The following is a 22,839-nucleotide window of genomic DNA, read 5'->3' as shown; positions in this document are numbered from 1 at the left end:
GTTCATGGAGAACGCGACGAGCGATGACGTTCGGCCGGTCGATGAGCTCTGGGTGAAGTCCCTAGTGGCGCGCTCGGTGCTGCGGGCAGCCGACGCGATGACGGCCCCCAGGGTCACGCCCTCCGCCCGCCTTGGGACTTTGATGGAGTGCCACGGCGCGCTGTTGGCCGCGTGTGGTCCGGGCAGCGCATTGTCCTTCGGTGACTTTCGGCGCCAGGTGCGAGGTGATCCTTCCCAGCTCCTGCCCGAAGGGGTCCCCGGGTGGGACGTAGACGAACTGCGCGCGGTCGATGCCGACGGGCACGTCACGGAGGACGCTTTCGACATCGACGCGGAGCAGCGCCTGGTGCTCCGCGTCCTACAGAAGAGCAGTCGACGCACAGGTCTGATCAGTGCGCGGGACCTGGACGACGAGGTCGCGCAGGAGACGGCCTTCGCCCAACTGTGCAAGGCGGGGAACCAGAAGGTCTACGAGAGCGGACGTACCGATCTGATCCGTTACCCGGCTGGCCCGGTCAGCATGCTCAACGAACTGCGGTTGCCTCCACTGGTCGCGGATCTCTACGAGGACATCCCGTACGCCTCGACGTACCGGGGCTGGTGGTTCGCATGCCCAGTGTGCAGATGGCCGATGCGCGTCGCGATCCGCCGCGAGGCGGGCCGGCAGATCGGTGTGGTCGCTTGCTGGCACAAGCCGCACCAGGAGATGGGCGCCGACTACCGCTTCCGCCCCGTCGAGGGGCTCGTGCCGCCCGAACTGCTGCCGGAACCTCCCCCGCCACCCCCACGTGCCCGGGAAGCTGTCCTCTGGCCCGACTTGGAGGCCGTGCCAGAGGCGAAACCTGTCGAGGGGCAGAAGGCTCTGGTCCGGGGCGTGTGGCGATACACCTGCGTCCCAGGATTGGCGGAGCTGGCATTGCGGGACCGGCTGGTCGAGCTCGGCCTCAAGGTGGAGCTGTGGCCTGCCCTGGACGCCTACGACCTTTGTGTGCACGTCGGGCGCAAGCGGGCGCGGAAGAAGGAGCAGCTGCGCGTCGACGTGAAGGACTACACCTCGGGCACCGCGCTTGCGCAACTGATCCACGCACAGGAAGGCGACAGCGGGGGAGCAGAGTGGCTGGTGGTTCCAGACCACCGGGCCACCCAGGTGCCCCTCTTGTTGGGAGTGGGAGAGAGGTACGGACTGAAGGTGACCACAGCGTCCGAGTTCGGCGAGATGGTCTGTGAGCGTTCGGGGGTGGCCTGGGCGTGAGCAAGTCATCCGTGGAGAAGACAGTCCTGTGCGCCACGCTCGCACTGGCCGCCCATTACTTCCCTGACCCGTCCGTGGATGGCGACGCACCCGCCGCCCCCTTCCGTAAGGCAGCATTCCTGCTGTCCGGGCAGTTCCGGGCTTGGGACCGGTGGCCGGAGCTGACGAGTGAAGAACGCCGCCGCATCGTCGACGTGTTCAGCAACGCCCCCGGCTGGCTCGGCGACGTACGGAACTTCACTCTGGCAGCCCGCACACTGCTCGCAGCTTTCGACGACGAGAATCCGGGTGAGCCCCAGAAACTGCTCACCTTCGAACCTGCCGGCGGCAACCCGCTCACTGCCGAGGCGGCCATCCCCCGGGTCGGCGGTGACCTGCTGGCCTTCGTCGACCGCCAGATCGCCCGGTTCCGGCGGCCCAGCGCCCGGCCGAAGCCTCCCGAGTTCGCCGGCCCCGGAACCTGGAAGACGGGAGAGATCTACCTACCCCAGGTCGGGCAGGTGCACGGCCAGCTGACGATCCCCACCTATCCCGGATTCACCGAGGCATTCGGCCACGACCGCCTACCGCACATCGACTCCGCACCCCCACTGGATGACCTCCGTATCCCCACTGAGGACCTGCTTGAGCTGGCCGCGCAGATCGAGAGCGGCGAGCCGCAGGAGAAGCGCTACCTCCACGCCACGCTCAAGGGACTGTTCTTCGTCCTGCAGACGTCCGACACCATCAGCCCGCAGGAAGCACTGCGGATGACAGCGGGCGGCCTGGAGATCTTCCACGCTCCGACCGGGACGGGCAAGAGCGTCCTCGTGCGTGTCCTGGCCGCATGGTTCGCCAAGCAGAAGTACCGGGTCACCATTGTTCTGCCCGACATCAAGGCGTGTCTGGCCATGACCCGCAAGATCCAGTTCGACCTGCGCGTCTTGCAGGACCTCGACGTCATCAAGCACGAGACTGGTTGCGCGCACCTGATGTCGTCCTCGGGCATGCACGACCGTGCGCACAAGCTGGCCCGCCTCATCGACGAGGACCCGCAGTCGCCGGGAGAATGGGGCGAGAACGGCGAACGGGACGTAGACCCGCTCTCCTACGGTTGCGCCCAGCGACCGCTGCTGGAGTCCAGCGCCGACTATCCGCCTGGCCGCGAGCCCTGTCTGTCCCTGTTCCGGCAGGGCGTGGGCGCGTCCGCCTGTCCCTGGATTCCTACCTGCGGCAAGTTCGCCCCTGTCTACGATGCGTGCTCGTCGCACGTGATCGTGACGAACCACTTCGCCTTCCTTCAGGGCAACTTGCGCATCGGCGTGAACCTCGACGGACGGCCGGTCAGTGGGGTGAGCGTCGCTGAGTTCGCGTTGCGCACCTGCCACGCCGTCCTCGTCGACGAGGTCGACCAGTTCCAGTCGAGAGCAGTGGACCGATGCGCTGGCGAAGTCGTCCTGCACTCGCGACGGCACTGGACGGCGGCCCCGCAGGAGATGGACACGGATGCGAAGCGGCTGCCGGTCGTGGACGAGGCGGACCTGCTGCCGTCGGTTGGCCAGGTCCGGCTGATGGCGGAGTTCCTGCTGCTTGCCGTGTGCAGCAGCGCGTTGCGCCTGGACGTCATGGACGACGAGCGCGCCCAGAACCGTGTTCCGGACCGGACCGGGCTGCGGTGGCACCTGGCTCGTGGGCGTGACCGGCAGTTGGTCCGCTTGCTCTGGCCCGACCTGGACACCTCCGCGGAGGCGGATCTTCCGGCCGACCTCGCTCTGCGTCTCCAGGACCTCATGCCTGCTCGCTACCTGCAGCCACGTATTGCGGAAGCCGACCCGACAGAGGTGGGCTGGGACGAGGTACGCCGAGCCCTGGAAGCGTTGGTGGCCCCGCGCGGCCAACAGCTGTTGGAGGCGGTCAAGCTCGATCTGCACCGGCTGCTGGAATCACGGGTGAAAGACCCGCACCGGCGTGCTCAAGCGGTCAACCTTCTCGTCACCCGGGCGACCATGACCGAGCTGGATGAAGCGCTCTCGGAACTGCGTGCCTGCGCACAGCACTACCGCTCCTCCGGGCTCCGCTCCGCCCAGCGGATCGCGGAGACGCTCAGCCCGAGCGCCGTCACGGCCGTCCTGCCGCTCGGCCTGCTGGGGCGCTCCCTCACGGGATACCGAGTGACCGGTCTTGATGACCGGGAGCGCAGCGCCGAACTCGTCGCGCAGAGCATCGCCGGCGACCCGCACACCTTCACCGCCGAGCTGGGCGGCCTCGTCTCGCTTTGCCTGGCCGGAGTCGAGCGTCCCGTCATGGGACTGTCCGCCACGGCGTACTTCCCCCAAGCGGTCCGTGAGCACGTCCACGCGCCCGTGCGCTGGTGGATGACTGACGCCCAGGCCCGCTCGATCCGTGCCCGGCGCCACCGCATCGAGTACGGCGAGGGCCACCCCCTGTACGGCGAGCCGATCAAGATCTCGGGCCAGCACCCCAGCCGCAAGAAGGGCGCCCTGATAGAGCTCGGCACACAGCTGTACGACCAGTACATCCACCGGGAGCTGGAGCGGCAGCGCGCCAAGGACAAGGACCGCGCGCACGTCCTGGTCGTGGCCAACTCCTACCAGCAGTGCGCCTGGCTCGCCCGAGGAATCGCCCAGGCCGGCACCTACAGAGAAGGGCTCTGCATCGCCGTACGGGACGGAGACCGCCACAGCCCAGACCCGGACCTGCCTCGCGAGAACGTCGCTACGCGCCTCACGGCCGAGCAGTTCGAGGACTTCCCTCAGCACGGCAATGTCCTGGTCGTTCCCCTGTCCCTGATCGCCCGTGGTCTGAACATCGTCGTCGGCATCCGCTCCGCTGTGCGCTCGGTCTACCTCTGTGTCCGACCTCTGGCGCTGTTCGCCGAACCCGCGGAGATGTACGCCAGCGTCAACGCCGCCGGGCTACACACTCTCCCGGCGGGTGGCACCGCCGATCCCGACGACGCGCTGGATGTGGCACGTGCCGCCGCGTGGCAGCGGCTCGAACTGATCCTGCGTGCGGCACCCCAGTTCACCTCCATGCCCAAGTCGCTCCAAGAGGAGGTGGTCGCGGGCGTTGTCGTCGACCTGATCCAGCTGGCTGGACGGGCTCGACGTGGCGGTACCGAGGCCGTCCTTCACTTGGTCGACTACGCCTTCCACGAGGACACCTGGAGCTCTGACCTGGAAACCGTCCTGCGCCGCATCCACGACCAGTGGCCGCCCGCAGTGAGGCGGCAGATGAACGACCTGTACGGGGAAGCCCTGAACGCTTTCCTCTCCTACGCGGGCATCGACCCGACCCTCACCCACTGAAAGAGAAGAGACGAGTGAACGACCAGAACCTCGAGCCGGGCAAGTACCTGCACACTCTGGCCTACTGCTGTACTCCCGGTCTGGTGGGGGACGCGACGGTTCACGTGCGCCGACTCGACGCGGAGACCGCCAAGCTGTGGAGCACTTTCACTGCTCAGTGCCGAAAGCGCTTCGGCAAGGAGGAGGCCCAGGCTCCGTACACCATCGCCACGACCGTGCTTCAGGTGATCACCGGCGGGTATGCGTTCTTCGAACCCAAGGGCGCGTCGCCGTTCCTGGTGTCTCGGCAGTCGATCGACAGCGATCTCCTGTGCAAAGCCTTCACCTTGACCCACGGTCTCGCCCTCGGCGAGCAGGTCGAGATGATCGACCTGCGGCAGCCGCCCGAACTTGCACGGCGTATCGCGCAGACGCCTGAGCGGGAGATCGCTCTGCACGAGCATCTGGAGGGGGCGGAGGGAACCCAGCCGGATGCTCCGAACTGGCTTTACAAGAGCGTGAGTTGGGGTCTGGTCGAGCGCCTCGCAGCCGTTCCCTTCCAACTCTCCAACGGTCGAGAGATCACTCTGCGTCCCGATAGCACTGGTGGACTGGTCGCGTTGGACGACGCCTGGGAGAACGAGGGGGGCGGGCGCTACGCCGTGTGCCGCACGGCGGTGCGTCTGAAGACTCTGCCGAACGTGCAGCATCCTGTGCTGCTCCTGGACTCGCGCGTCTCTCGCATCTCGTCCTCGCTGATCTTCAGCTCCACAGCTCTGGCCGTCCAGCCCGGCGAGGGGCGCCCGGTACTGGAGGTCAAGCTCAACGGGCGGGGCGGGGCGAAGACGATCCCCCGGCAGGCACTGGAGGCGCTTGGCCGATTGGAGATGGACTACTCGATTCTGCAGTCCATCAAGAAGCGTTCCGAAGACGAGCAGAAACTTCGCGAGCGGGCCCGAGCCTTCAAGGAGAAGCTGCAGTTCCCCCGTGTACACCCCGGCCAGATCTGGCCCATTCCTGCGAAGAACTACAAGCACCCCATCGGAACCGGCGTCGGCATGCACCACCTGCGGCTCTTGCGTGCTCACGCGGACGCTGTCTTCGGTGACGAAGCCCAGCACCTGTCTCTGCGCCAGTCTGCGATGACCCTGCCGCGCCGCCCTACTGCTCTCGAGACGATCACGGCCCAGGAACTGAAGCGACGCAAGGAGGAGCGGGAGCGGACCGGTAGTAAGGAACCGCTGCGCGCGCGTGGCAGCCTCTTTCCGTCGGCAGAATCGCTCTGTACCTCCGTGGACGAGGCCGGCTTCAAGAAGCTTCGCATCGCCTGCCTGTGGTACAGGGACGAGACCCGGCAGCGCATGCTGCAGACGTTCTGTCGCGCGTTCGGGCTTGACCCTGTCAGCCTGGACACCCAGGAAGGCGTTGAGGTCGATCTCTACCAGGGCCGCATTACGGCCGTGTTCTACTACGCGCCGGACTTCCTGCGGCCGGGGCGCGGGAAGGACCGCGCAGAGGCCCTGGAGACTTTTGCCGCTTCGCTCAGGCACCGCGACGGGATCCTGGTCGGCGCTTGGTGTGAGACCGAACTCCCACACGCAGACGACTTCCCCGGCATCGACGCCCGCGATCTTGACGATCTCGATGCCAAACCACAGACGAAGACTGTCCTGGCCCGCCTCGACGTCCCCTCGCAGTACCTGATGGGCCGTGGGAAGGACGGAGTCATCGAGCCGGGCGGCGAGGACCACCCGGCACAGATGGCGCTGCTCGACCTGTACCGCTCGCTCGGTATCACCGACGAACGGATCTCCAACGCCCTTCAGAACAAGGGCGGATATCCGGTCGACCGGATCGCGCATGTCGGCGTGCACGTGCGACAGCAGAACCGCCGCTTCGGCGAGAAGGGCGAGCCCAAAATCGTCATCACAGCCACCGCACTGGTCCCGCCGCAGGCTTCGGAAGGGGCATGGTCCCTGCTCGGCTGGAGCTCCACGGCCCCGGTGTGGCGGCCGTACCGCTCAGCTCAGAACGCCTTCCACGCCCACCCGTATCCCGAACCTTCTGCAGAGATGACGAGCTATCGGCAGAAATGGGACGGTGCCGCCGACATGGTGGAACGCGCCCTCGGCGACCTCGTCGACGAATTGGACGGCGTTCCGTACACAGTCACTTTGGACGCACAGTCCGCACGTCGGATGTGGGACGGCCTGCAGAACGTGCGCCTTGGTGAGCAGCACGGCAAGGCAGGAACTGACGGCAACCGCAGCCGGTACCAGCTCCCTGGGGCACGGCTCGGTGGGGATGCCCCGCTTGCCGTCATCCGTCTCAACACGGAAGACGAGGAGGTACCACAGCCCGTCAGCGTCACCCACATGGGCAAGAAGGAAGGCGCCGAGCCGATCGAGAAGGACACCTCGACGCTGCTCTTCGAAGTCGCTACGGACTTCGGTACGCCGGTATGGCTGCTATGCAACGTGCCCCGCGCCTACGACGGCAGTGGAGCTGGCCGACTGGGCTCCAAGCGCACCCGGTGGGAGGCGGAGAAGTCGGTGCAGTCAGAAGACCGGTCGGAGCGTCGCAAGGGCGAGATGCCGCAGAACTTCTACGCCATGACTGCCACGGAGATCCTCCCCATCGGGGGACCGTCCGACGCGGCGCGCGAGGCGCTGGCGGCCATGACCGCCCGCCTGTGCCACCAGACCCTCTTCTGGTCCGACCGAGCCCGCTACCCGGTGCCGCTGCATGCGGCACGGCAAATGGACCTCGACCACCCGCAGTACCGGCGCGAGGTGGCCGACGCGGAGCCAGGGAGTGGGGACAAAGCAGCAGAGGGAGAAGCAACGGAGTAGAAGAGCTAGGGCACCGTTGACGGACGCGGGTGGTGGCTCAGTTGGCTCCATTGCCCGCGTCGCCCCATCCTGCCCTAGCCCCACTCCTGGAAAAGGGTTGCCCCCAACACGCTTTCCAAATGTTCGTCTGGGGGTTCTGGGGCGTACGGCAACGTCCTGACCTGCGGTGAGGCTGGTCCGTGCGGGGGCCGTGAACGGTGCTGTACGCCGGTGAATGCAACCAGAACTGCAACCGCCGAATGTCATTCGAGTACCTGCGCGGAGTGTCCCGGACGGTCTGAGAGTCCGAGTCATCATCTTTGATGATCACGAGGATTCCGGAAGCAGTGCATGAGCTTCAGCGCGAGTTCCTCGGCGATGCTCGGTACCGCGCCTTCGATGGTCGCGGCGTCCCAAGCCTCGTCGGGCAGGATCTGCACCGGGCCACCGCGTCCGCCGCGTGCCAATGGGAAGCTGTTGGAGTTCTTGGCAGAGTCCAGGCTCATTACGGTCAGGACCTCGGCGGGGTCGATGGCCAACGCGGGAGCGAAGCGGGTTTGCGGGACGTCGTGAAGACGTACCAGCAACTGGAGCAGGTCGGCGATGCGTGCCTGGGTGAACTCTGGGTCGAGAACCGGCATGAACATGTGACTGGAACGGGGTAGCGACTCCCAGCAGCTTCGTTGACCAGACCGCGTAATCGCCAGACCGCAACTGCGTCCTTGCCTGGCGTCGCGGACGTATGCAGCAGTGAAGTCGTCGCCGATCAGGCTGGATACTTCTTCGGTGGCTGTGAAGAACAAGGCTGACCGCCCCAGAGGCACGAGGTCGTCCTTGAGCTGATTCATCTGGCGCATGGACAGCCGGGGGCTGTTCTCCAGCAGCAGATGGAGCTCCATCGTGGCACTTTCGCTTCCCCATGGGGTCAGCAGCTCCCTGCGCCACGCGATTGGCAACGGCTCCTTGAGCTGCTGACCGGCGACAGCACTGGCCACGACAGAGGTGCCGACGGTCTCGGGACGCTTGGACGTTTGTTCGGTCTTCACTGTTCCGGGGAGGGTTAGCGACTTGATGACGGCGATGGTGAGGGCAGCGGCGTTGGCGGCGGCGATGAGCTGGAAGCCGCCGGTGTCTGTCTGCTGCTTGCTGCCGTCAGCTCGGTCACTGATGCCGCGGATGACCAGGGCCGGAACATCGTCGGCCATTGAAGCGGCGCCTGAGAAGCCTGCTCCTTCCGTTTCGACGGCGGCAACACCGTTGTAGTGCTCGTCTAGGAGGTTCTGGAGTGCGGAAGCCTGGGCGTTCACGACCACCTCGCCGGCGGCGATCGGTTTGAAGTGGACTTCGGGGGCCTCCCGGCCTGCGGGCAACAGAGCCTCCGCCCACTGCGGATCCAGCACGGCGAAACGGGCTGTCTGCTCAAGACGGTGCGAAGCTGACCAAGTAACGGGCCGGGTCTTGAATGTCTCTTCCTGCTTCCCCCCGTGGTAGGCGAAAACTTGCGTCGCAACGACGACGTCGCCCAGAGCTACGTCGCGTTTCATGCCGCCAGCAATTCCCGTGAAGAAGACAGCGTCCGGGCCGATCATGCGGATGGCGCGCTCAGTAAGGATGGCAGCGCCCTGGTTTCCTTGGCCGACCTGTGCGAGATACACCTCCCAGTTGGTTCCCGGGAGTCGGCCGACCTCGAAAATTGTCCCCGCCTCGTGGTCGACCCGCTGTGGGCCCACGACCAGCGTCCGTACTGCTCGATACTCCAGTGGTAGCGCGGTGAAGATGATGATCTTTCCACTGGACGGACGCACGTAGCACCTCACGAGGACTGGCCTGTCTACCCCAGCGACCGTGATGCGCTGGGGTGTGAATCACAGCGTAACTCCGGGGTCGGACAATGCTGTTCAGTTGCAAGGTGGTTGAGTACGCGCTCGATTCTCGAATGCTCTTTCGAATGGGAGGCGTCGTGGCCGATGTCGAGGAAGTTACTGAGAGTAAGATTCTGCTGGCCGAGTACGATCGCATCAAGGAGGAGCAGAAGGCTCGGATCGGATTCCGAGATAACCTCCTCTACTTCACTCTCGCTGCATCCACTGCGGTCTTGGCGATCACCTTCCAGAACAGGCGCGCTCAACTGTTGCTCGTTCTCCCTGCCATCTGCCTCGTCCTGGGCTGGACCTACTTGACTAACGACGAGAAGATCTCGGCGATCGGCCGATACATTCGCGACCATCTGGGGCCGAGGCTGGCTGAGCTCAGTGGTACGTCCCGTGGCGCCATATTCGGTTGGGAGGTCTACCACCGTGGTGACGCCAGCCGTGCCACGCGCAAGCGCCTGCAAACCTCTATCGATCTATTCACGTACTTGGTGTTTCCGATGACGTGTGTGATTGCGTTCTGGACCTCTCGGGCTGTCCACCCTCTGCTCTTGATCGTCTCAATCATGGAGACGCTTGCCTTAGAAGCCGTATCTCAACCGATCATGGAACGTGCGGGTCGAACAGGTTTCCCGCCGGGGTGATCTTCCCGTTGTACGCGCATGAAGACAGGGCCTCTCGGTAGCTCGGGGATGCGAATCTAACCGAGCAATGCCGGGAGGCCCTGGTGTCGTTGTTGTACGCGTCCGAGCCCGTCCAGTTCAACTCGGCTGCACCATCGTGTGATTGCCTCGCGCACGTGTACGGCAACGCGGCCGATCATCCCGATCGGGTGCGCCGGTATCCGTCGGACATGACGGACGCGGAGTGGGCGGAGGTCCGGCCTTTGCTGCCGGTGCCGGCCTGGCTGCAGGGCAGAGGCGGGCAGCCCGAGGGCTATTGCCACCGCCAGATGCTGGACGCGATCCGCTATTTGGTCGCGGGCGGGATCTCGTGGCGGGCGATGCCCGCGGACTTCCCCGCATGGGGCCGGGTTTACGCCTTCTTCCGCCGCTGGCGCGAGCACGGGCTGATCGCCGAGTTCCATGACCGGCTGCGTGGGACGGTCCGTGAGCGCGAGGGCCGTGAGGCCGAGCCCACGGCGGGGATCATCGACGCGCAGTCGGTGCGGGCCGCCGCGACGGTGCCGGCCTCCTCACGCGGCTACGACGGCGGGAAGAAGGTGCCCGGGCGAAAGCGGCACATCGTGACCGACTGCCTCGGCCTGCTCCTGGTCGTCGCGGTCACCGCCGCGAACATCGGCGACCGGGACGCCGCGGCGGGCCTGCTGCAGCGGCTGCGCCGTCTGCACCGCGACATCACCCTCGTCTGGGCCGACGGCGGCTACACCGGCGGCCTCGTTGGCTGGTGCCGGGACAAACTCGCCCTGACCTTGGAGATCGTCAAGCGCACCGACGACATGACAGGGTTCGTGGTGCTCCCCAGACGCTGGGTGGCAGAGCGCACGTTCGCGTGGTTGATGAACTCCCGCCGTCTGGCCCGTGATTACGAGACTCTGCCCGCTTCCAGCGAGGCGATGATCCGGTGGTCGATGGTTACGCGGATGGGCCGGCGTCTGGCACGTCCACGGGCCGCCGGCCGGCGCTGAACATCCCCGACGTCTCCTGCAGGAGCCACCCCCGCTCTGCCAAGCGCCTGGCCTTCGAGCGCACCCCCTCGACCTTCGCCGGCGTCGTCCCCAGGCCCAGCCCCACCGCGATCTCCTTGGCCTTCGCCGGCCCCCTGCCCGCTGACCGCCGCTCCTCCAGCACGCCCAGAATCCGCTGGTAGTCCGGTGCCAGCACCGACACCGTCAGCCCGTCCCGCCAGGGCGGCACCGTCGAGCCCGGCACCGGCACCGGTGAGCACGCCGTTTCCTGCTCCGCCTCGGTCACGGCAGTCGCCTCGGCCGCGGACGCGGCCAGGGCCTCGACCAACTCCTCCCGCGCGATCACTCGCCGGTCCAGCTCGATCTCCGCGGCCTCCAACACCTCAGCCAACCGCGCGGCTTCCTCCCGCAGACCCTCCACCCGCACGCGGGCAGCCGCCTCCCGCTCCTCCAGCATTCCCAGCACCGACGCCACCGCGCACCCCTCGGTCATGAAGCGGACACAAGACGCCGCATGCCTCCCTCACCCCGAGCGAAACCATGCCTGACCAGCAGAAATCAAGGGATCGCGTTCGGTTGAGATACGGCTTCTTAGCCATACTAGGCTGGCAGTTCTTGCATTACGCTGAGCGATAGAGCAGCGCCCTAGGTGTATTGACCCGCAGCGTTGTTCACACGGCTGATCGGTGGCTGGCCGCCGAGTGCGGTGTGGCAGCGGTGGTGGTTGTAGCTGTGCAGGAAGTCTGCCAGGGCTGCGGTGCGTTCGGTGTTGCTGGTGTAGGGCCGCAGGTAGGCCCACTCGTCGAGCAGGGTGCGGTTGAAGCGTTCGACCTTGCCGTTGGTCTGCGGCCGGTAGGCGCGGGTGAGCTTGCCGGTCGCGCCGAGGTCGGCAAGCGCCTGTCGCCAGGCGAAGCTCTTGCGGTAGGGCCAGGCGTTGTCGGTCAGGACTCGCTCGATGCGGCCGATGCCGTGCGCGTGGAAGAAGGCCGCGGCCCGGCGCAGGAAGCCGGTGCAGGTGGCGGCCTCCTCGTCCGGGTGGATCTCGCTGTAGGCCAGTCGGCTGTGGTCGTCGACGGCGGAGTGGACGTAGTCGAAGCCCATGCCGTTGCGCCTGGCGCGACCGGCCTGGCGGCCCAGCACCTTGTGGCCACCGCCGTCGGGGATCCGGCCGAGCTTCTTGACGTCCACGTGGACCAGTTCGCCGGGCCGGTCACGCTCGTAGCGGCGGATGACCTGACCGGTGGGCCGGTCCAGGAAGGCCAGCCGGTTCAGGCCGTGGCGGACCAGGATGCGATGCACGGTGGAGGCGGGCAGGCCGATGCGGGCCGGGCCGAGCTTGCGGGCCTGCCGTAGTTGGCGGACGCGGGCCTCCACGGTCGCCGCAGTGCGGTGTGGCGTCGTGCGTGGCCGGCTGGAGCGGTCGCAAAGGCCCGGCTCGCCCTCGGATTGCCAGCGGCGGATCCACTTGTGGGCCGTGACGCGGGAGATGCCCATCTCGGCGGCGACATGGGCGACCGGGCGACCTGAGCGGATACGTTCGACCAGCAGCCGCCTGCCGTGAACGGTCAGCCGGGCATTACGGTGGGACACGAAGACCTCCGTGCGGTGCGTTCCTAGACAGCTCCACCACACCGGAGGTCTTCGCCATGATCAAGCCCGGCCAGTGTCAACAACGCTCGTGATCAATACACCTAGGCCCGATAAGTCGGCGCGTGGGGGAGGGCTTCGATCGTGGCTGGGCGTAGACGGGGGACGGCTGCTCGCCGGCGGCGGGCGGCACGGCTGAAGGCAGTGGCGTCGGCGGCGGCCTGGTGCTGGCCCTGCTGGTGGTGTTCTGGTCGGCCGTGTGGCCGTACATCACGGGCACATTGGTCCTCGGCGGACTCGGAGCGGTGGCCTAGTGGCTGTGGCGTACGGACCGGCTCCTGCGTGGGCGGGACAGTCTTTGGCGGCAGGAAGAGGCGGTGAAGGCCGGCCACCGGACACTTGCCGAGGTGGACAGGATGACCGGCACCGAGTTCGAGGATTTGGTCGCAAGTCTGTGCCGACGGGACGGATGCACAGAGGTCCAGGCGGGTGGGCGGTGCGAACGGCAACGGCGCCGACGTCGTCGGCCGCCTGCCGGACGGCCGGAGCGTGGTGATCCAGTGCAAGCGCTATGCGCCGAGCAGCACGATCGCGAGTTGCGCGATCTGCTGGGTGCCAAGGTGCATTTCGGGGCCGATCTGGCGGTGTTCGTGACGACCACGCGCTTCAGCCGGCCTTCCGAGAGGTTCGCGGTGCACCGCGATCACCTTGGCATGTGGAACAACGGTGCCCCCTGCTGTCCGTGAGCGAGGTGAACGGCAGAGGACAGGGAGACTCCCGGCACCGGGCACGCTGGAAGCGCGCGTACGGGAGATGACCGGCCTCGCGGGTACGCGAGGCCGGATCTTGCAGGACGTTTCGCGGCGCGGCCTCAGTTAGCGCCATGCCGGTCGTGGGACCCGAGACGATTGCGCCCACGACGACGACCGTCACGACTCTCACCTCACGCACCAGCTCTCTGCTCAGCCCCGATGCTCACCGATTGCCCCGCTGGCGATCCCGCTGACCAGCGCGCGCACCACCGCCTTCGAGAAGAGCAACGGCCCACGGCTGATGTCCTTGGAGTCGCGCACTGCCGTGTGTCCGCCCAGTTCTGCGACCTCCACGCAGTCGTTCGCACCGCCGCTGTACGAGCTCTTCCGCCACCGCACGTGCGCGAGATCGACGTCGTGCGGAGCTGTAGTGACGTCGTACGGGGCAGTCGTGCTGGGCGTGCTCACTCTTCGAGCTCCTTGCTGATGCTTGCGATGCGGGTGCGGGTCTCCGTCGGGTCGAGGGCGGTGCTCCTCAACTGGTCGAAGATGTCCGTGTAGTTGTCCACGTCCACCGGGGACTCGAGATACACGGAGTTCTTGGGGTTCTCCAACCACACTAGATCTGGCGTGGGGTCCGGGAAGGTCAGGATGACGAACGGACCGTACAGCCCGGGATGCGCTCCGAGCGAGAACGGCAGCAGCTGTACGGTGAGGTTCGGCTGCTCGCTCGCCTCTACCAGCTTCCGCATCTGGTCGCGCATCACGTCAACGGAGCCGACGGTCCTGCGCAGCACGGCTTCGTCGAGGATCGCCCAGAGCCTGGCGGGGGCTTCACCGTCCAGGCGGCTGTTCTGCCGCTCCATGCGGACCTTCACCAGGGACTCGACCTGCGGCGGGGACAGGTCCTTCCTCATCTGGGAGATCACGGCACGCGCGTAGTCCTCGGTCTGGAGCAGCCCCGGCACGAGCATCGGCTGGTAGCTGGCGAGGTGCGTCGCGCCCGCCTCCAGCGCGAGGTACCCGTCGTAGCGCGTCGGGGTGAGCACCGTCGAGTACTTCCGCCACCAGGGCTTCTGCTGCTCCTTGTCCGCCCGTACGAGGTCGAGCACGTCGGCGCGCCGATGCTCGTCGTCGACGCCATACAGGTCCAGCAGTGCCCGGACGAGGACCGGCGTCGTACCGCGTTCGCCGTTCTCGATCCGGCTCAGCGACCCCTGGTTGACCTCCAGTTGATCGGCGACCTCGGTGAGGGTGAGCCCGGTCGCGTCACGCAGTTCCTTCAGCCGTGCCGCGAGCTGTCGCCGGTACACCGACTGCGGGACCAGGCTTCTCTTCAAGGCCATGCCGGAAGTCTCTCCGTACCGGCGACACCTCTACAACCCATACGGGTCAACTTCACCAGACATATTGCCTAGTTGGCGGTTGCATCGGCATGCTGTCAGGAGTCACGGCGCGCGTTCGTACGGGCATGCGCCGCAGCCGACCGATGGGCGAGCAGGCCACGACCTCGCTACCGGCACGCGCCTTCGCGTCGGTCCTGCACGCCGCACCAGGAGGGTGGGCCATGCCACGGACAACGCTGCTTCGGCAGCTGCTCCAGCAACGGCACCTGACGACGCACGAGGCTTTCGCCGCCCAGTACGAGCGGGCCGCCGCCCGGCTGGCAGAGCTCGACCGAGACCCCCGCCTGGCGTCCCTCCAGGTCTCTCCACGTCAGTTCGACCGCTGGTACGGCGGGGAGTTGTTGACTCTGCCCCGTCCTGACGCCTGCCGAGTTCTGGAGCACATGCTGGGCAGACCCGTGTCCGAGCTGTTCTCCACGGCATACGACGGCGACTCCGCGCACGACCGCGACGAGGGGCCGAGCACGCGCCAGCAGGTGACGAGTGCCCCTCCGCCACGCGAGGACGACGAGAACCCACTGGACATCGTCGCCCAGACCCGGCAGCTCACGGCCAGCAACACCGACGACGCGACGCTCGCTTTCCTCGATTCCTCCCTGGAGGGCATCGCCAGCCGGTACGAACAGGACGGGCCGTACGCCCTCCGTCCCCAGGCCCGCCAGGTGCGACAGCTCGCCCACACCCTCCTCAACGGCCGCCAGCCCCCACGTACGCGCCGGGATCTCTTCCGCGTCGCCGCCCGCGCCTCCGGCCTGCTCGGCTACATGGCGGTGAACACGGGCGACTTCGCGCTCTCGGAGGCGTACTGCACCGAAGCCCGGGATCTCAGCCGCGAGATCGGCGACCTGGACACCGACCTCTGGGCGTGCGGCACCCTCTCCTTCAGCCTCTACTACGCCGGCCGGTACGACGAGGCGGACGCCTGCGCCGCCGCGGCCGTCGAGCGAGCCCCACGCCACGCCCAGTGCATCCGCCTGCTCGCCAACGGACGGGCCAGAGCCCTCGGCAAGACCGGCGATCGGCGTGCTGTCGAGCAGACCATCGGACAGGCACTCCGCCTCTCCGACCTCCACGAGGTACCCGTCGGGCTGACCTCCTGCATCTCCTTCGAGCCGTACGGACGGGCCAGGACGCTGGCCAACGCCGTCACGTCACACGTCGCGCTGCGCAACACGGCCCAGGTACTGCGCGACGCCGAGCACATCGACGACCTGGTGGAGCACTCGACCTCCTCCTGGAGCCGTTCGCTCGTACGCCTCGACGTCGCCACCGCGCTGCTCCAGCAGTGCACGCCCGACATCGACCAGGCCATGGCACTGGGTCGTGAGGCCCTGCAGTTGTGCGGAGAGACACCGATCAGCTCCGTCTACCAACGCTCCCGTGACCTGCATGAGCAGGCCAGGCCATGGCGTGATCACCCGGCGGTACGCGATTATGGCGACGAGTTCCGGACCTGGAGCTCGCAGCCAGCGGCCCTGGCCATGGCGTCATCTGCGTCGTAGGCGCTGAGGGTGTCGTCGCGCTCCGGGGCAGTGTGAAGCCGAAGGAGTACGTCGGGTGCCCCTGCTCAGTGCCGATCCCGCCGCGTTCCCCGCCGAGCCCCCCGCCGACACGCACGATCCGGCGGTCACCGCGGCCTACGACTGGGCGGCGTTCAGCGCACTCGACGAGATGACCGACCACTGGGCACGCCCCGGCTGGTCGGACGGCAGCCGGGCGTACTACTGGATGCTGACCTTCCCGGATGATCAGCGGCTCGCGACTCTCGCCGGGCACTGCCAGGAGGAGCTGGCGCCCCTCGGCCTCGACCCGGTGCCGACGGACGGCCTGCACATCACCCTCGCCCGAGTCGGAACGCCGTGCGTCGTCACCCCCGGCCAGCTGGACAGCCTGGCGCGGGACGCCGAGGCGCTGCTGCCCTCCGCGTTCTCCGTACGCGCCATGCCGCTGGCCGGATCCCGAGGCGCCGTCCGCCTGTCCCTCGGCCCCTGGGAACCCCTGCTCCGGCTGCACCACGCGCTGGCCAAGGCAGGGAGCAGCGTCGGTCTGGCCCCGAAGAAGCCGACGTCCGCATTCCGGCCGCACCTGAGCCTCGCGTACAACAACCGCCGGCGCCCCGCCGCGCCCGTTGTGGAGACGGTCTCAGGGCTTCGCGCTCTACCGGCTGTCGAACTCTTTGTGTCCGCCGTCCAGTTGGTGGAGCTCCGCCGTGAGGGGCGGACGTACCGCTGGGATGTGCGGAGGAACGTCGCGCTCGGGTAGCCCGCTGGCGTCCAGGGCGAGAATTACGACCACTTCCTTGCCGATCGCGGTCGGCCGGACGGACCACGCGGAGGCCAACTCGCTGACGAGCAGCAGTCCGAGACCACTGCCCGTCAACTCATTCACCGACTCCTCCGCAGAGCGTGCCCGGACCCTGGAGACATCCCGTCCCGCGTCATGGACGCGCAGTACCGCCACGTCCCGGTAGACCTCCACACACATGCAGTCCGGTCCGCCGGCTGTGTGCCTGAGCGCGTTGCCCACGAGCTCCGAGGCGATCAGAACGGCGTCGTCGACCCGCTCCGGCGCGGCACGTCCATCGAGGAACTCTCGTACGTGTCTGCGCGCGAGGCCCGAAGGCTCGGTGCAATCGGCCAGCTTCACCCAATGACGCCGTACTGGCGTCCGCCTGCAGAGGCGCTCTTCGTCCACCGCGTCCATCGCCGCTTCTCGTTTCCGCTTGGCACTGGACCGATCAGCCTCGCTACGCCTGAGCCGCGGCGGTACGCCGCGGCTCCGCCTCCTCGCGCAACGCCGGACGGCGGACGAACGGCGTGCTGACGGCGTACCGCCGCCGACTGCCCCCGACGAGGCTCTTCGTCGAGGCGCCGGACCCTTGGCGTCTCGGCTCACCTGGCTGGAGGTAACGCGGAATGAGCGGCAGTGCGAGGCAGACCGCACCACACGAGGTGCCCCCGGGCACGCGCCTGGTGTTGTACGCCTGTCTGCCCGCGTCACTCGGTGAGGCCGCCGACCACAGCGTGGCCAGCGCACGGCGGTACGTGGCCGATGCCGGCTGGGAGGCGGTCGAGACGTACGTCGACCGGGCGGCACCGTTCGAGAGCCGCGCCCTGTGCGAGGGCTGGCACAACGCTTTGGCCGCGGTTGAGCAGGGGAAGGCGGCCGGGATCGTCACCCCTCTGCTCGTGATGCTGGGGCATCTGGAGGAGGACAGGGCGAACCTCGCTGCCTGGCAGGCTCGGGCCGGGGCGCTGATCACGACGCCGTGGGCGGTCGTCGACGCCGCCGGATCCACGGCCTTACGGCGGTCGGCGGCGTGATGACCACCAAGCGTCAGGGGGTTCTCCGGCAGCTGCTCGGCCAGGTCGGATGGGTGCTGCGGCATCCGGCGACGTACGTCGGTCGGTTCGGCTTCGGCACCTTCCAGGTGCTGTTCCTGCCCGTCCTGGTGACCGGCACAACGTTGACCACGCTCTACGCGGGCCAGTTCCGGTAGCCCCGGCCCGTGTCCTCGACCCCCCTCTCCGGATGCTCCGAATCCATGTCCCCCACGGAATCCGGTCTACCGGAGAGGGGCCGCACCCAAGGTGCGAATGCAGAAACCCGGCCCTGCGGCACTCCGTACGCAGGCCGGACAGCACGACGAACCGTTCGGATCCTTCCGACAGAAGAGGAAGTGCGATGACCGCAACCATGTTCAGCCCGATCACGACGGCCACCACCGGGGCGTCCGCCGACCCGTTCGACGTCGACCTGACCATCGTCACGGAGATCGGCGCCGACCTGCTTCCCAAGGCGTGCGGCACCGGTGACGGGTGCGCGGCCTCCTGCGCCTCGTCCTGCGCGAGCGCCGTCTGACGGCGGCTTGTGCACGGGGTCGGGGGCGCAACCGCTCCCGACCCCGCCCGTTCACAGCACTGATGGCGGAGGCATTGGCATGGGAAGCGACGACGGAAAGCTCTACCAGCACACGGGCGCGGCGCTGCTCCGAGCCGCCGCGATGCCACTGACGAGTCTGCCGGGGTGGTGGCCCGATCCCTCCGACACGGACGCATGCGGCAGGTGGCTGAAGCAGGTGTGGGCCGGTGAGCGGTTCGTCGACGCCGTACGGCAGGCGAGCGGCGATCTCGCCACGCGGGTCGACGCGATCTGCGCCGGGCAGCCGGCACGTCCCAAGCAAGTCCGGCGCGCCGCCATGGCCAGCGTCCGCTACTTGTTGCGCGCCACCGGGCGACCGACCCCGTTCGGCCTCTTCGCGGGAGTCACCGCGGCCAGCGTGGGCTCGACCCCGCACGTGAGGTGGGGCGACGCACACCGGGCCGTGGCGCGGGTGGATACCGAGTGGCTGGACGACGTCATCGTCCGCTTGGAGGCGTGCCCGGCCCTGCTGGAGCGCCTGGATGTCGTCCTGAACAACCTGGCGGCGCGCCGCGGCGGACGCCTGCACGCCCCGCATGGCGGACCGATGGGCGCCACCATCCGGCGCACCAGCGCGGTCCGCGTGATCGAGGACCTGGCACGTCGGCCGGTCCGCTTCGCCGCCCTCGCCGAGCAGTTGGCGGCCTCCTTCCCTCGAACCGAGCCGCAGAACATCCGCACACTGCTCGGCGCGCTGGTGCGCGAGAAGTTCCTGATCACCAGTTTGCGCGCGCCGATGACCGACACCGATCCGCTGTCCCACCTGATTGACCGGCTGCATGGCGCGGACGCGGGTACGGTGCCGCAGGTCGCGCAGGTTCTGCACGAGCTGGAAGCGGTGCAATGCGCCGTACACGTGCACAACCGGCGTCCGGCGAGCGCGCAAGGGCTGACTCGGGAGGAACTCACGGGTCGACTGCGTGGGCTCTCCGACGCGGGCCGAAGCCCCTTGGCCGTCGACCTGAGGCTGGACGCCGAGGTACGGATCCCCGAGAGCGTCGCGCAGGAGATGGAAAGGGCTGCCGCTGTTCTACTGCGGCTCACGCGCCGACCGGCGGGCCAGGGTGTGTGGAAGGAGTACCAGGTCGCGTTCTGGGAGCGGTATGGCACCGGCACGCTCGTGCCGGTGAAGGAGGTCGTCGACCCGGCGTCCGGGCTCGGCTATCCGGCCGAGTACCCCGGCAGCCGCATGACCGCACCGCCCCTGACAGTCTCCGAGCGGGACGAGCGGCTGCTGGCCCTGGCCTGGCAGGCACTGGCTGACGGCAGCAGGGAGATCGTCCTCACCGGCGACCTGATCGACCGCCTGGCCGGCGATGCGCCGACCGGGCAGGAGGTACCACCCCACGTGGAGATGTGCGCGCGCCTGCACGCCGACAGCCTGTCCGCCCTGGAGCGCGGGGACTTCACGCTCACGGTGACACCGGCCCGCGCCGCGGGGACGCTCACCTCCCGGTTCACTCCGGTTGCCACCGGCACGGGACTCGACGAGGTCTACCGCCAAGTTCCCACGGGCGTCGAGAACGCGCTGACCGCGCAGCTCTCCTTCCCGCCCCTTTACCCGCACACAGAGAACGTCGCCCGCATCCCCGCTTATCTCCCGCACGTGATCCCGTTGGGCGAGCACCGCAGCCCGGATGACACCGCGCCGACGGTCATCGACGTCGACGACCTCGCGGTCACGGCCACGCACACCCGGCTGTACCTGGTCAGCATCTCCCGCCGTCGCTTGGTGGACCCGCAGGTCTTCCACGCCATGGCCCTGGACAAGCAACCCCCGCCCCTGGCCAGGTTCCTGGCGCACCTGACCCGCTCCTTCGGCCCTGCCTGGACCAGCTTCGACTGGGGGCCGCACGGCGCACGGCTGCCGTTCCTGCCGCGCGTCCGCTACGGGCGCGTGATCCTCTCCCCCAGTCGCTGGAACCTGACCGCCGACGACCTTCCAAGCCGCGGCGCGGACATGCGGGAGTGGACCGACGCCCTCGGCCGGTGGCGGAAGCGGTGGCACTGCCACGGTGCCGTCGAGCTGCGGGAGGACGATCGGACACGTCGGCTCCAACTCGACGTGCCCGCACACGCCACCGTCCTGCGTGCCCACCTGGACCGGGAAGGCCATGCCGTGCTGACGGAGGCGCTGGCCGAGGAGACCTACGGCTGGATCGGCGGCCACGTCCACGAGATCGCCCTGCCGATGACCAGCACCCGCCGGCCGATACCCGACCCGCTCTCCGGCTTCCTCCCCGTGCTCACCAACAGCACCCTCGGGCCCGTACCGGGGGCTGTACAGGCACCCTGGCTGAACGCCAAGATCTACAGCCACCCCGAACAGTTCGAGGAGCTGATCGGCACTCACCTCGCGCGGCTCGTGCCCCAACTCCCAGGTGCACCCGAGTGGTGGTTCGTCCGCTACCGGACCCCGCACGACCTCGACCACCTTCGCTTGCGCATCCGCACGCGCAGCCCCGGACAGTACGCCGCCTGCACTGAGCTTGTCGCGGGATGGGCCGCTGGGCTGCGCCGCGAGGGGCTCAGCAGCAGGCTCGTGTTCGACACGTACACCCCGGAGATCGGCCGTTACGGCCCAGGCGCCGCTCTGCGCTGTGCCGAGGCGATGTTCACGGCCGACTCGGCCTACGCCCTCGCCGCCTTGCAGGGCCCCGGAGCCGCCGGCGTCGACGGACGTGCGCTGGCCGCGGTCGGCATGGTGGACATCGCCTGCGGCTTGCTCGGCCCCGACGAGGGCATGCGGTGGCTGGCGAACCGGCCCGCGCCTCCGGCTCGCGTCGAGCGAGGCGTCAGCGACCAGGCCATCGAACTCGTTCGCCGCACTACGCCTCGTGCCCGGGGCTGGGGCGAAGAGCTCGCCCAAGCGTGGCACCGTCGCGCCGTGGCCCTGGCGCTGTATCGCGAGGGCCTCGCCGAGAGCATGGACCTCGACTCCGTCCTGGAATCCTTGCTGCACATGCACCACAACCGCCTGCGTGGCCTGGACCGGGAGGACGAGAGGGTCTGCCGCCGCCTTGCCCGTCAGTCCGCCGTCGCATGGGCCGCCTGGCCGGGGGAGAGTCGCTGATGAACTACGACGCGCCGCCCACACCCACCGGGCCCGGCTGGGGCCAGTCGCTGTACTCCGGCGCGGCGGGAGTCGCCTTGCTGCACGCCGTCAGGGCCCACACCGGCGAAGACGACAGGGACGCGCTCCGGCCATGGGCCGCCGCCATGCTCAAGGGCCCTATCCAGGCCGCCGCCGAAGCATGCGGTCTGTACGAGGGCGCCCCGGCCGTCGCGTACGTCCTCAGCTTCACGCACACGAACACCTCCACTCGCGCCCTGGCGACCCTGGACACACACCTTGCCGACGTCACACGCCAACGACTCCAGCGGGCACACGCCCGCATCGACTACGGCGCGTTGCCCACCCTGGGCGAGTACGACCTCATCAGCGGACTGACCGGGCTGGGCGTGTACCACCTGCACTGCGGCCACAAGACGGAACTTCGGGACGTCCTCGCCTACCTGGCGCGGCTGACGGAACCGATCACCAACGAAGCGCAACGTCTGCCCGGCTGGTGGACGGGAGACAGCCCCGATCTACGACCGACACCGCGATGGCCCGGCGGACACGGCAACTTCGGCCTCGCCCACGGCATCACCGGACCGCTGGCGCTGCTGGCCACGGCCCTGCGCCACGGCCACACGGTGCCCGGACAGACGCAAGCCATCACCCGGATCTGCGACTGGCTCGACCGGTGGCGCAACGGCACCGACTCGCGCGCCTGGTGGCCGGACCTGATCACCCGAGCCGAACACCGACGCGGTGAGCTCCAGCGTCCAGGACCGAGACGCCCGTCCTGGTGCTACGGCACCCCCGGCATTGCCCGCGCCCAACAACTCGCTGGCCTCGCCCTTGGCGACCGTGACCGGCAACGGCAAGCCGAGCAGGCCCTGGCCGGATGTCTGGCCGACGACCAGCAGCTCGCCCAGCTCACTGACGCATCCCTCTGCCACGGTTGGGCGGGGCTCATACAGACCGTCTCCCGTGCCGCCGCCGACGCCCTCGACGATGAACTCGCGTCGCATCTACGCCGCCTGAACGTCCGGCTCAACAAGCACCTGGACCACCACGGACTGCCGGACGGCGCGGGCCTGATGGACGGCACGGCAGGTATCCACCTGGTCCGTCTCACCGACCCCGTCAACACGGCGATCACCGCCCCCTGGGACCGCTGCCTGCTCCTGACAGGGTGACGCCGCGAACCGCATCCGCACACCAGAACAAGTGAG

General features: G+C 68.2%; 19 protein-coding genes. 13 read left to right on the top strand and 6 right to left on the bottom strand.

What is annotated here, in order from left to right; all coding sequences use genetic code 11:
* Positions 1-4 precede the first annotated feature (4 nt).
* From ACKTSN_RS21555 to ACKTSN_RS21545, 3 genes are read left to right on the top strand one after another with little or no spacing between them, the layout of a single operon-like run.
* Positions 5-1,252, top strand: a complete 1,248-nt coding sequence (locus ACKTSN_RS21555; RefSeq protein WP_409470607.1) for a hypothetical protein — start codon at positions 5-7, stop codon at positions 1,250-1,252.
* A complete protein-coding gene (locus ACKTSN_RS21550; RefSeq protein ID WP_409470606.1) occupies positions 1,249-4,560 on the top strand; it encodes a hypothetical protein in 3,312 nt (1,103 codons plus the stop codon). Before ACKTSN_RS21555 ends, ACKTSN_RS21550 begins: the two co-directional genes overlap by 4 nt.
* Entirely contained in the window at positions 4,461-7,391 is a 2,931-nt protein-coding gene (locus ACKTSN_RS21545; RefSeq protein WP_409470605.1) for an RNaseH domain-containing protein, read from the top strand. The genes ACKTSN_RS21550 and ACKTSN_RS21545 overlap by 100 nt, the downstream gene beginning before the upstream one ends.
* Positions 7,392-7,684: 293 nt before the next feature.
* Here the strand turns inward: ACKTSN_RS21545 and ACKTSN_RS21540 are convergent, their stop codons facing one another.
* Positions 7,685-9,175 (bottom strand): hypothetical protein, encoded by a 1,491-nt coding sequence (locus tag ACKTSN_RS21540; RefSeq protein WP_409470604.1) that lies wholly within the window; start codon positions 9,173-9,175, stop codon positions 7,685-7,687.
* A 143-nt stretch (positions 9,176-9,318) separates the two neighbouring features.
* Here ACKTSN_RS21540 and ACKTSN_RS21535 point away from each other — a divergent pair, with 143 nt between their 5' ends.
* Positions 9,319-9,885: a hypothetical protein gene (locus ACKTSN_RS21535; protein ID WP_409474888.1), complete on the top strand. Its 567-nt coding sequence runs from the start codon at positions 9,319-9,321 to the stop codon at positions 9,883-9,885.
* A 155-nt stretch (positions 9,886-10,040) separates the two neighbouring features.
* Positions 10,041-10,889 carry an IS5 family transposase gene (locus ACKTSN_RS21530; RefSeq protein ID WP_409467250.1) on the top strand — a complete coding sequence of 283 codons (849 nt, stop codon included), beginning with the start codon at positions 10,041-10,043 and terminating at the stop codon, positions 10,887-10,889.
* Here the strand turns inward: ACKTSN_RS21530 and ACKTSN_RS21525 are convergent.
* Both ACKTSN_RS21525 and ACKTSN_RS21520 read right to left on the bottom strand, forming a co-directional pair.
* The gene (locus ACKTSN_RS21525) at positions 10,837-11,382 is read right to left on the bottom strand and encodes a hypothetical protein (protein WP_409467249.1); all 546 of its coding nucleotides are present in this window, start codon (positions 11,380-11,382) and stop codon (positions 10,837-10,839) included. The genes ACKTSN_RS21530 and ACKTSN_RS21525 overlap by 53 nt on opposite strands.
* A 152-nt stretch (positions 11,383-11,534) precedes the next feature.
* Positions 11,535-12,479: an IS481 family transposase gene (locus ACKTSN_RS21520; RefSeq protein ID WP_409470603.1), complete on the bottom strand. Its 945-nt coding sequence runs from the start codon at positions 12,477-12,479 to the stop codon at positions 11,535-11,537.
* Between the two features lie 593 nt (positions 12,480-13,072).
* Between ACKTSN_RS21520 and ACKTSN_RS21515 the strand changes: the two genes are divergently transcribed.
* A complete protein-coding gene (locus ACKTSN_RS21515) occupies positions 13,073-13,222 on the top strand; it encodes a hypothetical protein (protein ID WP_409470602.1) in 150 nt (49 codons plus the stop codon).
* A gap of 216 nt (positions 13,223-13,438) precedes the next feature.
* Here the strand turns inward: ACKTSN_RS21515 and ACKTSN_RS21510 are convergent, their stop codons facing one another.
* Both ACKTSN_RS21510 and ACKTSN_RS21505 read right to left on the bottom strand, forming a co-directional pair.
* On the bottom strand, positions 13,439-13,696 hold the full coding sequence (locus ACKTSN_RS21510) for a DUF397 domain-containing protein (protein ID WP_409470601.1): 258 nt from the start codon (positions 13,694-13,696) through the stop codon (positions 13,439-13,441).
* Complete coding sequence (locus ACKTSN_RS21505; protein WP_409470600.1) at positions 13,693-14,574, bottom strand: helix-turn-helix domain-containing protein; 882 nt, start codon at positions 14,572-14,574, stop codon at positions 13,693-13,695. Before ACKTSN_RS21505 ends, ACKTSN_RS21510 begins: the two co-directional genes overlap by 4 nt.
* A 221-nt stretch (positions 14,575-14,795) precedes the next feature.
* Between ACKTSN_RS21505 and ACKTSN_RS21500 the strand changes: the two genes are divergently transcribed.
* Together ACKTSN_RS21500 and ACKTSN_RS21495 are read left to right on the top strand one after the other, a co-directional pair.
* The gene (locus ACKTSN_RS21500) at positions 14,796-16,136 is read left to right on the top strand and encodes a hypothetical protein (RefSeq protein WP_409470599.1); all 1,341 of its coding nucleotides are present in this window, start codon (positions 14,796-14,798) and stop codon (positions 16,134-16,136) included.
* A gap of 55 nt (positions 16,137-16,191) precedes the next feature.
* Complete coding sequence (locus tag ACKTSN_RS21495) at positions 16,192-16,896, top strand: 2'-5' RNA ligase family protein (protein ID WP_409470598.1); 705 nt, start codon at positions 16,192-16,194, stop codon at positions 16,894-16,896.
* Here the strand turns inward: ACKTSN_RS21495 and ACKTSN_RS21490 are convergent.
* Positions 16,792-17,337: an ATP-binding protein gene (locus tag ACKTSN_RS21490; protein ID WP_409470597.1), complete on the bottom strand. Its 546-nt coding sequence runs from the start codon at positions 17,335-17,337 to the stop codon at positions 16,792-16,794. The two genes, ACKTSN_RS21495 and ACKTSN_RS21490, sit on opposite strands and share 105 nt — an antisense overlap.
* Positions 17,338-17,549: 212 nt before the next feature.
* Between ACKTSN_RS21490 and ACKTSN_RS21485 the strand changes: the two genes are divergently transcribed.
* The 5 genes from ACKTSN_RS21485 (at position 17,550) to ACKTSN_RS21465 (ending at position 22,803) form a co-directional block, all read left to right on the top strand.
* Positions 17,550-17,957 (top strand): hypothetical protein, encoded by a 408-nt coding sequence (locus ACKTSN_RS21485; protein WP_409470596.1) that lies wholly within the window; start codon positions 17,550-17,552, stop codon positions 17,955-17,957.
* Positions 17,957-18,133, top strand: coding sequence for a hypothetical protein (locus tag ACKTSN_RS21480; protein ID WP_170198239.1), 177 nt, complete (start codon positions 17,957-17,959; stop codon positions 18,131-18,133). Before ACKTSN_RS21485 ends, ACKTSN_RS21480 begins: the two co-directional genes overlap by 1 nt.
* Before the next feature lie 185 nt (positions 18,134-18,318).
* On the top strand, positions 18,319-18,495 hold the full coding sequence (fxlA, locus tag ACKTSN_RS21475; RefSeq protein ID WP_409470595.1) for an FxLD family lanthipeptide: 177 nt from the start codon (positions 18,319-18,321) through the stop codon (positions 18,493-18,495).
* Between the two features lie 79 nt (positions 18,496-18,574).
* Positions 18,575-21,628, top strand: a complete 3,054-nt coding sequence (locus ACKTSN_RS21470; RefSeq protein ID WP_409470594.1) for a lantibiotic dehydratase — start codon at positions 18,575-18,577, stop codon at positions 21,626-21,628.
* Entirely contained in the window at positions 21,628-22,803 is a 1,176-nt protein-coding gene (locus ACKTSN_RS21465; RefSeq protein WP_409470593.1) for a lanthionine synthetase C family protein, read from the top strand. Before ACKTSN_RS21470 ends, ACKTSN_RS21465 begins: the two co-directional genes overlap by 1 nt.
* The last annotated feature ends 36 nt before the right edge of the window (positions 22,804-22,839 follow it).

This window comes from Streptomyces flavusporus, from assembly GCF_046267975.1.
In the GTDB taxonomy this organism is placed as follows: domain Bacteria; phylum Actinomycetota; class Actinomycetes; order Streptomycetales; family Streptomycetaceae; genus Streptomyces; species Streptomyces flavusporus.
This window is presented reverse-complemented; position numbering and strand designations above follow the sequence as displayed.

Bases quoted from the DNA above. Each gene is read 5' to 3' on its own strand.
- ACKTSN_RS21555 (WP_409470607.1), top strand. From the start codon at position 5: ATGGAGAACGCGACGAGCGATGACGTTCGGCCGGTCGATGAGCTCTGG.
- ACKTSN_RS21535 (WP_409474888.1), top strand. From the start codon at position 9,319: ATGGGAGGCGTCGTGGCCGATGTCGAGGAAGTTACTGAGAGTAAGATT.
- ACKTSN_RS21525 (WP_409467249.1), bottom strand. From the start codon at position 11,382: ATGACCGAGGGGTGCGCGGTGGCGTCGGTGCTGGGAATGCTGGAGGAG.
- ACKTSN_RS21505 (WP_409470600.1), bottom strand. From the start codon at position 14,574: ATGGCCTTGAAGAGAAGCCTGGTCCCGCAGTCGGTGTACCGGCGACAG.
- ACKTSN_RS21500 (WP_409470599.1), top strand. From the start codon at position 14,796: ATGCCACGGACAACGCTGCTTCGGCAGCTGCTCCAGCAACGGCACCTG.
- ACKTSN_RS21490 (WP_409470597.1), bottom strand. From the start codon at position 17,337: ATGGACGCGGTGGACGAAGAGCGCCTCTGCAGGCGGACGCCAGTACGG.
- ACKTSN_RS21485 (WP_409470596.1), top strand. From the start codon at position 17,550: ATGAGCGGCAGTGCGAGGCAGACCGCACCACACGAGGTGCCCCCGGGC.
- ACKTSN_RS21480 (WP_170198239.1), top strand. From the start codon at position 17,957: ATGACCACCAAGCGTCAGGGGGTTCTCCGGCAGCTGCTCGGCCAGGTC.
- fxlA (WP_409470595.1), top strand. From the start codon at position 18,319: ATGACCGCAACCATGTTCAGCCCGATCACGACGGCCACCACCGGGGCG.
- ACKTSN_RS21470 (WP_409470594.1), top strand. From the start codon at position 18,575: ATGGGAAGCGACGACGGAAAGCTCTACCAGCACACGGGCGCGGCGCTG.
- ACKTSN_RS21465 (WP_409470593.1), top strand. From the start codon at position 21,628: ATGAACTACGACGCGCCGCCCACACCCACCGGGCCCGGCTGGGGCCAG.